12 protein-coding genes and 1 pseudogene are annotated in these 11,560 nt (G+C 72.3%); 7 read left to right on the top strand and 6 right to left on the bottom strand.

The features are described from left to right. Positions 1–177 precede the first annotated feature (177 nt). Positions 178–666 (top strand): hypothetical protein, encoded by a 489-nt coding sequence (locus ABZV77_RS35910; RefSeq protein WP_356266410.1) that lies wholly within the window; start codon positions 178–180, stop codon positions 664–666. 1 nt (position 667) lies between these two features. Here ABZV77_RS35910 and ABZV77_RS35905 read toward each other — a convergent pair whose 3' ends face one another. After that, on the bottom strand, positions 668–1,684 hold the full coding sequence (locus ABZV77_RS35905; RefSeq protein WP_356266408.1) for a small ribosomal subunit Rsm22 family protein: 1,017 nt from the start codon (positions 1,682–1,684) through the stop codon (positions 668–670). 28 nt (positions 1,685–1,712) lie between these two features. Between ABZV77_RS35905 and ABZV77_RS35900 the strand changes: the two are divergent. Then, a pseudogene (locus tag ABZV77_RS35900) lies at positions 1,713–2,243 on the top strand (GNAT family N-acetyltransferase); the annotation flags it as partial. Positions 2,244–2,399: 156 nt separating this feature from the next. On the opposite strand, the gene ABZV77_RS35895 reads toward ABZV77_RS35900, so the two are convergent. The 3 genes from ABZV77_RS35895 to ABZV77_RS35885 all read right to left on the bottom strand — a co-directional run bounded on the left by ABZV77_RS35895 (position 2,400) and on the right by ABZV77_RS35885 (position 6,548). Next, positions 2,400–3,575 (bottom strand): serine hydrolase domain-containing protein, encoded by a 1,176-nt coding sequence (locus ABZV77_RS35895; RefSeq protein ID WP_356266618.1) that lies wholly within the window; start codon positions 3,573–3,575, stop codon positions 2,400–2,402. Next, positions 3,530–4,831, bottom strand: coding sequence for a multidrug effflux MFS transporter (locus ABZV77_RS35890; protein ID WP_356266406.1), 1,302 nt, complete (start codon positions 4,829–4,831; stop codon positions 3,530–3,532). The genes ABZV77_RS35895 and ABZV77_RS35890 overlap by 46 nt, the downstream gene beginning before the upstream one ends. An 82-nt stretch (positions 4,832–4,913) precedes the next feature. After that, positions 4,914–6,548: an alkaline phosphatase D family protein gene (locus ABZV77_RS35885; protein ID WP_356266404.1), complete on the bottom strand. Its 1,635-nt coding sequence runs from the start codon at positions 6,546–6,548 to the stop codon at positions 4,914–4,916. 133 nt (positions 6,549–6,681) lie between these two features. On the opposite strand from ABZV77_RS35885, the gene ABZV77_RS35880 reads away from it, so the two are divergent. Beyond that, positions 6,682–7,494 carry an SDR family oxidoreductase gene (locus ABZV77_RS35880; protein WP_356266402.1) on the top strand — a complete coding sequence of 271 codons (813 nt, stop codon included), beginning with the start codon at positions 6,682–6,684 and terminating at the stop codon, positions 7,492–7,494. 116 nt (positions 7,495–7,610) lie between these two features. Next, positions 7,611–8,081, top strand: coding sequence for a lamin tail domain-containing protein (locus ABZV77_RS35875; protein WP_356266400.1), 471 nt, complete (start codon positions 7,611–7,613; stop codon positions 8,079–8,081). Positions 8,082–8,208: 127 nt separating this feature from the next. Here ABZV77_RS35875 and ABZV77_RS35870 read toward each other — a convergent pair whose 3' ends face one another. Further along, positions 8,209–8,532, bottom strand: coding sequence for a nuclear transport factor 2 family protein (locus ABZV77_RS35870; protein ID WP_356266398.1), 324 nt, complete (start codon positions 8,530–8,532; stop codon positions 8,209–8,211). Between the two features lie 159 nt (positions 8,533–8,691). Here ABZV77_RS35870 and ABZV77_RS35865 point away from each other — a divergent pair, with 159 nt between their 5' ends. From ABZV77_RS35865 to ABZV77_RS35855, 3 genes are read left to right on the top strand one after another with little or no spacing between them, the layout of a single operon-like run. Continuing rightward, the gene (locus tag ABZV77_RS35865) at positions 8,692–9,255 is read left to right on the top strand and encodes a DoxX family protein (RefSeq protein ID WP_356266396.1); all 564 of its coding nucleotides are present in this window, start codon (positions 8,692–8,694) and stop codon (positions 9,253–9,255) included. Positions 9,256–9,277: 22 nt separating this feature from the next. After that, entirely contained in the window at positions 9,278–9,697 is a 420-nt protein-coding gene (locus ABZV77_RS35860; RefSeq protein ID WP_356266394.1) for a MazG-like family protein, read from the top strand. Beyond that, entirely contained in the window at positions 9,678–10,454 is a 777-nt protein-coding gene (locus ABZV77_RS35855; RefSeq protein WP_356266392.1) for a class I SAM-dependent methyltransferase, read from the top strand. The genes ABZV77_RS35860 and ABZV77_RS35855 overlap by 20 nt, the downstream gene beginning before the upstream one ends. A gap of 38 nt (positions 10,455–10,492) precedes the next feature. Here ABZV77_RS35855 and ABZV77_RS35850 read toward each other — a convergent pair whose 3' ends face one another. Next, positions 10,493–11,422 carry an aminoglycoside 3'-phosphotransferase/choline kinase family protein gene (locus tag ABZV77_RS35850; RefSeq protein ID WP_356266390.1) on the bottom strand — a complete coding sequence of 310 codons (930 nt, stop codon included), beginning with the start codon at positions 11,420–11,422 and terminating at the stop codon, positions 10,493–10,495. Between the last annotated feature and the right edge of the window lie 138 nt (positions 11,423–11,560).

Here is an 11,560-nt window from a genome sequence, read left to right as displayed (position 1 = left end):
CTCTAAGAACCTTTTAAGAAGAGGGGCGGTTCAGCCATCTGGCCGACAACGTGCTAACAATACGTGCGCACAGGTACACAGGTGCACAGACCGTCCTGTGTGAACGCAACACCACAACCAAACAGTTGGGTCCACAGGGGCCCAGGGGGAAGAAGAGGTATCAGCGCAGTGAACCGCATGCGCACGTCCGCCGCCGTCCTGGCCACCGCCGGGGCACTCACCGCCGCTCAGCTCGGCCTTGCCGGGTCCGCCTCCGCGGCGTCCGGCCCGACCGCGACGAAGTCCGCGCCGCGGGCCGTCAGCGGCTGCCCGATCGACATCGTCTACCCGAAGCGTTTCTCTTACGACGCGAACGGCAACGTGACCAACGGCGGCCTGTACTTCGGCATCAAGAGCAAGACCACGAAGAGCATCAAGAAGGTCACCTTCACGGTGACCAACACCAAGAACGTCCGCTTCAAGAAGGCGACGCCGACGGGCGGCAAGATCACCCGCCGCACGACGAAGACCGTCTCGGTCTACGACACGACCTTCAAGGGCAAGGCGAAGCTCGGCTTCAAGGTGCAGACGCGCCTGCTCAACACCCGCTCGTTCGGTGTGAAGTTCACCCTGCGCGGTTCCGGCTGGAACTGCGCGGTCAACCAGGGGACCTGGGGCCCCAGGTAGTTCAGTCCGCGGACGGGGGCGGCCATGCGTCGCCCCAGTCCGCGTCGCGCGCCGCGCGGTAGAGGGGGCCGTGGCGCTTGGTCACGGTCTCCCTGCGCAGGGACTCCTCGGCCCCGCACAGGTCGAGGAGTACCTGCCCCTTGCGGATCTGCGGGCGGCGCACCACGCGTGAGGGCGCGGGCCCGGGGTCGAAGCGGACCGCCGCGACGTAGCTGAACTTCTCGTCCTCGTACGCCAGGGAGCCGCCCTTGACCTGGCGGTGCAGGGACGACCTGCTGACCCGCGCGGAGAAGTGGCACCAGTCCGTGCCGGGCTCGATGGGGCACGCCGAGCTGTGCGGGCAGGGCGCGGCGATCCGGTAGCCCGCCGCGATGAGCCGGTCGCGGGCCGCCATGATGCGCGCGTAGCCGTCGGGGGTGCCCGGCTCGATGATGACGACGGCCTGCTCCGCCGCGTCGGCCGCGGCGTCGACGACCGAGCTACGGTCGGCCTCCGTCAGCTCCCCCAGGACGTACGACACCGTGACGAGATCAGTGCTCTCGATGGCGAGCGATGCTCCGATACGAGAGCGCTGCCACTGGACGGCGCTCAACTGCGGCGCCGCGCCCGCCAGTTCCCGGCCCAGCGCCAGCGCGGGCTCGGCCCAGTCGAGGACCGTCACGGGCCGCTTCCCCGCCCAGGTCGCCGCGACCGCCCAGGTCGCCGCGCCGGTCCCGCCGCCCACGTCCACATGGCTGCCGGGCGCCCAGCCCTCGGGCGCCGCGTCCGCGAGGGCCGCCAGCGCGCCGCGGACCGCCTCGAAGGTCGCGGGCATGCGGTACGCGGCGTACGCCACGACGTCCGCGCGGTCGCGCAGGATCGGGGCGTCCGTCGGGGTGCGGCCCCGGTAGTTCGCGATCAGCCGGTCGACGGCCTGGGTCGCCTGCTTGGGCGGGAGGCCGTCCAGGAGGCCCGCGAGGGCGGTGCGGAGGGTCTCGGCCGGGGAACCTGCCGTGGCCGGGGGGATCGGGACGTTCACCCCGTGATTCTACGGGGGTAGGAGGGACGCAAGAGCCGACGGAGGGAACGCAATGACCACAGCGACACGACAGGCCCGGGTGTCCGACCACCCCGCGATCATCGACCGGGTGCAGACCTGGTGGGGCGACACGCACTCCCCCGAGCAGTCCCGCGAGCTGTCGATGCTGCTGCCGAAGCTGTTCCTGCAGTTCTTCTCGGGGACCAGCCTGGTCCTGGAGCGGGACGGGGACATCGACGCGTTCCTCATCGGGCTGCACTCCCCCGAGACCGCCGCCGAAGGCCGCGGCGCGTACATCCACTTCGTCGGGGTCGCCCCGGCACTGCGCGGGCAGGGCGTGGGCCGCACGCTCTACGAGGAGTTCTTCCGGCGGGCCGCGGCGGCCGGTTGCAAGGACGTCCGCTCGATCACCTCGCCCCGCAACACCCGCTCCATCGCCTTCCACCGGGCCATGGGCTTCGGCCTCGAACCGGGCGACCACGAGGTCGACGGACTGCCCGTGCACACCGACTACGACGGCCCGGGCCAGCACAGGGTCTGCTTCCACCGCGACCTCTAGGAGCCGCACCCCAAGGGGCGCGCCCGAAGGGCCGCGCCGCTTGGGGGCGCGCCGCTTGGGGGCGCGGGGAACTGCGCGACCAGCCAGAACGGGCCCGCAGCCGCCCAAGCACCGCCGAAGGCAGACGCAGCCGCGCTAACGGCTGACGGCTGACGGCTAACGCCCCCGCGCGGCACGGGCGAGACGCGTCGCCGCAGCCGCACGCGGACCGCTGCCCGCGTCCCGCCGCCGCGGATGCACGGTGTTGGCCAGCAGCACCAGAAACGTGTCCGTCGCCGGATCGAGGACCAGCGACGTCCCGGTGAACCCCGTGTGCCCCGCAGCCCCGCGCCCCGCGAGCTCCCCCATGAACCACGGCTGGTCGATGCCGAAGCCGAGCCCGGACCCCGCCAGCATCAGCTCGACGAAGTCGGGGCCGAGGATGCGGGCCCTGCCGTACGAGCCGCCGCACAGCAGCGTGCGGCAGAGCACCGCGAGGTCCCGGGCGGTGGAGAAGAGCCCGGCGTGCCCGGCGACGCCGCCGAGCGCCCAGGCGTTCTCGTCGTGGACGGTGCCGCGCAGCATCCCGCGGTCGGCCTTCGCCCAGGGCCTGCGCTGGTCCTCCGTCGCGGCGGCGTCGGGGTGCGGCCCGAAGCCGGTGGCGGTCATGCCGAGCGGCCGGGTGATGCCCTCGCAGACGAGGACGTCGAGGGGGCGGCCGGTGAGGCGCTCCAGGACCTGCTGGAGCAGCAGCATGTTCAGGTCCGAGTAGACGTAGTCGCCCGGCTCGGTGACCGGGGCCTCCGCGCGCAGGGCCGCGAGGCGTGCGTCGGCGTCCGGGCAGTCGTACAGCGGCAGCTCGGGCCGCAGTCCCGAGGTGTGGGTGAGCAGCTGGCGGACGGTGATGCGGTGCCGGGCGGCGGCCGTGAACTCGGGGACGTACGCCCCGACGAGCGCGTCGATGCCGAGCGTGCCGCGCTCCAGCTGCTGCACGGCGGCCACCGTGGTGAAGAGCTTGGTGAGCGAGGCCAGGTCGAAGGGGGTGGTGGTGCGCATCGGCACCCGCCATCCGCGGGGCAGCTCGACGCCCGAGTCGGTGACCGGGTCGTACGAGGCGTAGCGCACCGCCCAGCCCGCCGCCGCCTCGGCCGCGATCACGGGGCCGCGGCCCACGAGGACGACGGCGCCCGCACACCACGGCCGCGGCCCGCGCGTCAGGTCGGCCACCTCGGCGACGAGGTGGCCGATCTCGTCGGGGTCGAGGCCCGCGCGGTCCGGGGTGCCGGGGCGCAGGAGTCTGGGTGTGCTCAGTGGTCCGCCTCCGTCGCGGGCGTCGTGGTGCCGTGCTGCCAGGGGCGGCACAGTCCTACGAAGCATGCGATGGCTGCCAGGGCGCAGGCCAGTTGGACGACGGCCATCGGGACGGCCGTGTCCTCACCCGCGATGCCGACGAGCGGCGAGGCGACGGCTCCGACGAGGAAGGAGGTGGTGCCGAGCAGGGCGGAGGCGGAGCCCGCCGCGTGCGGGGTGCGGATCAGGGCCAGGGACTGGGTGTTGGGCAGGGTGAGGCCCATCGACGACATGAGGACGAAGAGCCCGGCCGCGACGGGGAACAGGCCGACGTCGCCGAAGACACCGGTCGTCATGAGCAGCAGCGCCGCCGCGGCGGTGGTGATCATGGCGAAACCGACGCCGAGGACCTTGTTCAGGCTGGTCCTGCCGACGAGGATCTTGCCGTTGATCTGGCCCGCGGCGATCAGCCCGACGGAGTTGACGCCGAAGAGGAGGCTGAAGGTCTGCGGGGACGCGCCGTAGATCTCCTGGATGACGAAGGGCGAGGCGGAGATGTACGCGAAGAGCGCGGCGAACGCGAAGCCGCCCGCGATCATGTACCCGGCGAAGACGCGGTCGGCGAGGAGCGACTTCATGGTGCGCAGCGCCTCGACGGTGCCGCCGCTGTGCCGCTTCTCGGGGGCGAGGGTCTCGGGGAGGCGGCGCCAGACCAGCAGGGTCAGGGCGGTGCCGACGACCGTGAGGACGACGAAGATGCCGCGCCAGTCGGTGAAGCGCAGCACCTGGCCGCCGATGAGGGGCGCGGCGACGGGGGCGACGCCGGAGATCAGCATCAGGGTGGAGAAGAAGCGGGCCATCGCCACGCCGTCGTACAGGTCGCGGACGATCGCGCGGGCGATGACGATGCCCGCGGCGCCCGCCAGGCCCTGGAGGAGGCGGAAGCCGATGAGGAGCTCGGCGGTGGGGGCGAAGGCGCAGGTCGCGGTGGCGACCACATAGACGAGCAGGCCGATGAGGAGCGGGCGGCGGCGGCCCCACTTGTCGCTCATCGGGCCGACGACGAGCTGGCCGAGTGCCATGCCCATGAGGCAGGCGGTCAGGGTCAGCTGGACGGTCGCCGCCGGGGAGCTCAGGGCGTCGGTGACCTCCGGCAGGGCCGGGAGGTACATGTCCATGGAGAGCGCGGGGACGGCGGTGAGGCCGCCGAGCACGAGGGTGACCAGGGCTCCGGTACGACGGAGGGCGGCGGGGCCGGTCGTCGGCTCCGCCGCCTTCGTTATCGGATGGTCTTCGGTGGCCTGCCCGAGCTCAGGCATCGTGCCCCTCCCAGTCGCTGCGTATCCCCTTTACCGTCGTCTATCGTCGCAGCTGCGGGCGGGTGGTACGGACCGGTTTCCGTTACGCCGGGCGCAGGCCCGGGTTTCCCGCCTCCGTCACGAACGACGCCGCCGTGCTGATGGGGGCGCCCGGCTTCGAGATCATCGGGACCGTCTTGAAGTCGGCCCGCGCGGACTCCTGGCCGAGGGCGACCGTCACGTAGCCGCGGCGGCCGTTGTAGAACTTCAGGTGCGGGTTGGCCTTCATGTACGTGTCCCAGTTGGCAGGCTTGTCCGCGCCGTCCTTGCCGCTCGCGATGGACGTGGCGACGATCTCCGTGCCGACGATCTTCGAGGACGGGTCGTCGAAGTCGGCCTTGATGTCGAAGGCGTAGCCGACGTGCACGTCACCGGTGAGGACCATGAGGTTGTCCAGGCCCGTGGCCTTGGCGCCCGCCAGGACCCGCTTGCGGGAGGCGCGGTAGCCGTCCCAGGCGTCCATGGAAAGCTTCGCCTGCGCGTTGAGGTCGAGCCTGCGCTCGGAGAAGGTGACCTGCTGCGGAACGACGTTCCACAGGGCGCGCGAGCGGCGCCAGCCGTCGATGAGCCAGCGCTCCTGGCTGGCCCCTGTGATGGTGCGCGCCGGGTCGTCCGACTCGGCCCCCGGGACGTGGGCGGTGTCGCCGTAGGCCTGGTCGGAGCGGTACTGGCGGGTGTCGAGGATGTCGAACTGGGCGAGCCGCCCCCAGGTCAGCCGCCGGTAGAGCTGCGCGTCGGGGCCGCTCGGCAGCTGCGGGCGGCGCAGCGGCTGGTTCTCCCAGTACGCGCGGTAGGCGGCGGCGCGGCGGAGCAGGAACTCGGCGGGCGGGTCGTCGTTCTCGGAGATGTCGTCGGCGTAGTTGTTCTCGGCCTCGTGGTCGTCCCAGGTGACGACGAAGGGGTGCGCGGCGTGTGCGGCGCGCAGGTCGGGGTCGTGCTTGTAGAGGGCGTACCGCAGGCGGTAGTCCTCCAGGGTCTGGGTCTCCTTGTTGAAGTGGGCGGGCAGCGTGCGGTCGGTGTAGTTGCGGGCGCCGCCGACCGAGTTGACCGCGTACTCGTAGAGGTAGTCGCCGAGGTGGAAGACGACGTCGACGTCGTCCTGCGCCAGGTGCTTGTACGCGGTGAAGTAGCCGTCGTGGTACGCCTGGCAGGAGACGGCGGCGAGGGTGAGGGCGCCGGGGCGGGTGCCTGCGGGGGGCGCGGTGCGGGTGCGGCCCGTCTCGCTCACCCAGCGTCCCGTCCTGAAGCGGAAGTAGTAGGTGCGGCCCGCGAGCAGGCCGTCGACCTCGACGTGCACGGTGTGGCTGAACTCGGGGTGCGCGGTGACCGTGCCCCGTCTGGCGACGCGCCGGAAGCGGGAGTCGTGGGCGATCTCCCACTGGACGGTGACGCGCTCCTGGGGGAGGCCGCCGCCGGGCTCGTAGGGGGCGGGGGCGAGGCGGGTCCAGAGCAGGACCGAGGTGGGCTGCGGGTCTCCCGACGCGACGCCGAGGGTGAAGGGGTCTTCGGCGATGCGGCGGGCATCGAGCTCGGCGGCGCCCGCGACGCCTGCGGTGGGCAGGTTGGTCGCGAAGGCGAGCGCGGCGGCGGCGCCCGTGACGGTGAGGAAACGACGGCGGCCCAAGTGACGGGCTGCGGCCCGGATCTCGGGTGCGTGCTGCTGGCCTGCGGGTGTCATGTGGCCCTCCCCTGACGATTGGTGTCAGGGGCATGGAAGTAGCGGGGGACGACGCACGCCTGTCGCGTACACAACAGCCGCATGGCGGGCGGATGATGTCCGCGTGGACTGCCCTCCCGTACGCTGCGGGGCCATGAACGCTGAGCGAACTGCCGCATCGAACGCCCCGGAGACCCCCCGTTCCGGCGCCTCGCCCAAGATCGCCGTGGTGACCGGAGCGGGCTCCGGAATCGGCCGCTCCGTCGCCCTCGAACTGCTCGCCGCGGGCTGGTCGGTGGCGCTCGCGGGCCGCCGCACGGAGACCCTGGAGGAGACGGCGGCACTGGCGTCCGCCTCACCGGACAACACCACCCTCTGCGTCCGTACGGACGTCTCGCGCCCCGAGGACGTGGCGGGCCTCTTCTCCCGCGTCGGCGAACACTTCGGCCGCCTGGACCTCCTCTTCAACAACGCGGGTACGTTCGGCCCCGGCGGCGTCCCGGTCGAGGAGCTCCCCTACGACGCGTGGCGCCACGTCGTCGACACCAACCTGAACGGCGCGTTCCTGTGCGCGCAGGCGGCCTTCCGCCAGATGAAGGAGCAGGACCCGCAGGGCGGCCGGATCATCAACAACGGGTCCATCTCGGCACACGCCCCGCGCCCCAACTCGGTGGCGTACACGGCGACGAAGCACGCCCTGACGGGCCTGACGAAGTCGCTCTCACTGGATGGCAGGCCGTACCGGATCGCGGTCGGCCAGATCGACATCGGCAACGCGGCGACCGACATGACCGAGCGCATGCAGTCCGGAATCCTTCAGGCGAACGGCCAGTTGGCGGCCGAGCCGGTGATGGACGTGACGGACGTGGCCCGCACGGTGCGACACATGGCGGAGCTGCCGCTTGAGGCGAATGTCCAGTTCGCGACGGTCCTCGCGACGAACATGCCCTACGTCGGGCGGGGATGACACGGAAGCGGCTTTGAGATCTCCACAAGTGGAATAGGAAGTACCGCATCAATCCGGGTCAGTGCTCCCCTTATGCTCAGTCTCTCTCCACGAGAACTTCACACTTGGAGCACTCCTTGCGCATACGTACCGCGGCCCCCGCCGTCCTCGCCGCCACCGCCCTGTCGGTGTCTGTGCTTGCCGCGTCCCCCGCGTCGGCGGCGACGGCGCGCCACCAGGGCGGGCTGCACCTCGGCACCATCCAGTACGACAGCCCGGGCCGGGACACCCGCTCGAACTCCTCGCTGAACGCGGAGTGGGTGAACATCCACAACAACAGCCGCTCGGCGGTCCAGCTCAAGGGCTACAAGCTGAAGGACAACACCGGCTACACGTACACCTTCGGCAGCTACAAGATCGGCGCCGGCAAGACCGTCAAGGTCCGCACCGGCAAGGGCTCCAACGCCTCGGGCGTGCGCTACTGGGGCCGCACCAACTACGTCTGGAACAACACCGGCGACAAGGCCCGCCTGATCAAGCCGAGCGGCTCGCAGCTCGACTCCTGCTCGTGGGCGCGGACCGGTTCCGGCTCCACCAGCTGCCACTGACCAACATCAGGGGGTAGGGGGAGGGCGACCGCTCCGCGGCGGGGGCCCGCGGTTGGGGCCGCGGGAACGAGCCGCGCCGCGGAACGGTCGCCCTGCGAAGCACGCCCGGTGAGGACCTGCCGAGCGGTCAGGCCTGGCCCGTCTCGAAGCGGGAGATCTTGTCGCCCTCGACGGTGAAATGCCACTTCGTGCGCATCTCGCCCCAGGTGTCGTTGCGGTACGAGACCGTCAGCCCGCGGCCGCCGTCCGACTCCGACTCGACGTCCATGTGGCCGTTGGACGAGAAGATCTCGCGGTCCGTCCAGTCGGCGATGTCCCGGTCGCTGCCGTCGTCCGCCATGGTCGCGCCGGGCGTCAGCAGGCTGTCGAAGGCGGCCTTGTCGTGGGCGTTCACCGCGGCGACGAAGGCGCTCACCGTGGGGTCGGTGAGCCGGTTTACCTGGATGCTCATGGGCCCACGGTCACACCGGTCCGAGCCGGGCGCCACCCCTGCCCCGCCGGACGGGCGTCACCCGTACGGCCCCGTGGGCCGGGTGGCCCGGCCGGGTCCGGTGGACGGTGGAGGCGGACGCATCCGCCACCCCGCCGAGGGGCCGAACCGGGAGTTCCCATGACCACCTGCACCTGCCTGGACCGCCGTGACCTCGGGCTGCTGCTGCTCCGCGCGGGCACCGGAGGGGTGCTCGCCGCACACGGCGCCCAGAAGCTGTTCGGCTGGTTCGGCGGGGGCGGCGTCGAGGGCACCGGCGCCTTCATGGAGTCCGTGGGCTACGCGCCGGGCAAGCTGAACGCCGTCGTCGCGGGCCTCTGCGAGGCGGGCGGCGGCGCGCTCCTCGCCCTCGGCCTCGGAACCCCCGCGGCGGGCTCGGCCGCGGCGGGCGCGATGGCGGGCGCCGTCGCCCTGCACGCGCCGAACGGCTTCTTCAGCCAGGGCGGCGGCTACGAGTACCCGGCGTTCCTCGGCATGGTCTCCGCGGCCCTCGCCGTCACCGGCCCCGGCCGCTACTCCGCCGACCACGCGCTCGGCCACTCCCTCAACCGCGGCTGGATGGTGCCCGCCGCGCTCGCGGGCACGGCGGTCGGGGTGCTCGCGACGCTCGGCGCACGGAACAAGAACGTCCGGGCGGCGGCGGAGGGCTCGGACGATGACGCGAGCGCCTCCCCCGACGCGTAATCACCATGGCAGGCTGCGGGCCATGGACGACGATCAGCAGGGCGCACCCGAGGACCACGACGACCCGTGGGAGACCGTCGACCGCCTCTACGAATGGCTCGATTCCCACAACCGGCAGCCGCCCCAGGAGGCCCTGCTGCTACGGATGCTGAAGCTGTCGGAGGAGGTCGGCGAGGTCGCGCAGGCGGTCATCGGCGCCACCGGGCAGAACCCGCGCAAGGGCACCACCCACAGCTGGGACGACGTTCAGGGCGAACTCTGCGACGTCATCGTCACCGCGATGGTCGCCCTGCGCACGCTGACCCCGGACGCGGGGACGGTCCTGGCCGCCCATCTCCGCCGCGTGGGCGAGCGTTCCGCGAAGGTCGGCGCCACCAAAACCAATGTCCCGTCGGCCCGTCGGCAGGCTAGCGTCCCCGCCCATGACCACCGAGACTCCTGACATCACCCACCCCCCGCGCCTCACCCGCCTCACCTTCCACGGCCCGCTCTCCGAGGCCCGCGCCGGGCGGCTCGTCGAACGCCTCGCGGCGTCCGGCCCGCGCACCGTGCTCGATCTGGGCTGCGGATGGGGCGAGTTGCTGCTCCGCGTCCTCGAAGCCGCCCCCGAGGCCACCGGCATCGGCGTCGACATCAAGGGCGAGGACCTGGACCGCGGCCGCGCCGCCGCGAAGGAGCGCGGGCTCGGCGGACGGGTTCTGTTCGCCGAGGAGACGGCGAAGGACACCGCCCGCGGCCCCGCCGACGTCGTGCTGTGCCTCGGCGCGAGCCAGGCCCTCAGCTCCGCCGCGCCCGCACAGGCGACGGTCGAGGCGCTGCACGCGCTGCGCCGCCTGGTCAATCCGGGCGGCCGCGTCGTGCTCGGCGAAGGCTTCTGGCAGCGCGAGCCCACCGCGGCGGAACTGGCCGGTATGTGGCCGGACGCCGATGCCGGGGAGCACCTGTATCTGGGCGACCTGGTGGACGCGGCGGTCGATGCGGGGTTCCGCCCGCTGTGGGTGGAGACGGCGAGCGCGGAGGAATGGGAGGAGTTCGAGTCGGGCTACCGCTCCGACGTCGAGGAGTGGCTGGCCACGCACCCGGACCACCCCGAGGCGGCGGAGACCCGCGCCCGCGTCGACGCCCAGCGTTCGTCCTGGCTGCGCGGCTACCGCGGGGTGCTCGGCATCGCCTATCTGACCTTGGTGCCGGTCGGCTGACGGCGACGGCACGGCGCCGCACCCATGGCTGCCCATGGCTACTGCCCGAACCACGCCTCCGCCAGCGCGTCCGGCGTCGGCTCGGCCGGTGCGGGCAGTTCCCGCAGGTACCAGGGCAGGTTGCTGTACACGTGGAGCAGTGTGTACGCGAGGAGTTGGCGCGGATCGAACGTCCGGCCGTACGCCTTCGTGAAGCGGGTGAGCAGCCCCGGCTCGGCGCGTGTGACGAAGAGGCCGACGCCCACGAAGTCGTACGCGGGATCGCCGATCATGGCGGGCTCGAAGTCGAGGAGCCCGGTGAGCCGCCAGCCGTCGTCCGGGTCGACGGTCAGGTGCTGGCGCATGAACTCGGTGTGCAGCAGCGCCGGTTGCACGCTCCGCGCGTCCGGCATCGGCACCGAGTCCAGGAACCCGGGGAGCTGCCGCAGCCAGCTCTCCGGCAGCCCGCACCTGCGCTGCCGCTCGACCGCCCCGGCCCGCTGCCCGGCGAGGAAAGCGCCCCAGTCGCCGGGTCCGAGGACATCGGCGAGCGGTGCGTGGTCGAGCGCGTGGAGCGCGGCGAGCGCTTCCGCGGCGTCGGTGACGATGCGCTCGCGGTCGGCGCGCGGGATGCGCGGCCAGGCGACGGCGAGGTCCTCGCCGGGCAGGCGGGACATCAGGACGTAGCGCCAGCCGTTCTCGTACGTTCCCGAGTCGTGCACGCGGGGCGTGGGGACGGGGAGGCGGCCCGCCACATGGCTCAGGACGCGGGCCTCCGTGACGGCGTCCCGCGCGTCCATCCCGGGGAACAGCTTCAGCACGTGTGCGTCACCGACCGCGTAGACCGGCTGGGAGCCTGCCGGGTAGCGAGTGAGGCGCGCTCCTGCGAACCCGAGGCGTGCGCACAGATCCTCGGCACCGGGCCGCACGATCGCGTCGTCGGGGACGACGCGGTCCCACTCTTCGTCCGTGTTCACTTCGGGCAGCATGATCGGCACGGTAGAGCGGGCGGGACGCCGCCGCCACCGGCTTTCGGGGGCGGCGTCCCGCACGAATGGGTGCCGACGACTGCCGATGCCTACCGATGCCTACCGATGCCCACCGATGGCTACTGAAGTAGGGCGCCG

Origin of the sequence: Streptomyces sp. NPDC004732 (genome assembly GCF_040609235.1) — a bacterium.
In the GTDB taxonomy this organism is placed as follows: domain Bacteria; phylum Actinomycetota; class Actinomycetes; order Streptomycetales; family Streptomycetaceae; genus Streptomyces.
The sequence above is the reverse complement of the archived record's forward strand: the minus strand, read 5'-3'. Positions and strand labels throughout refer to the sequence as shown.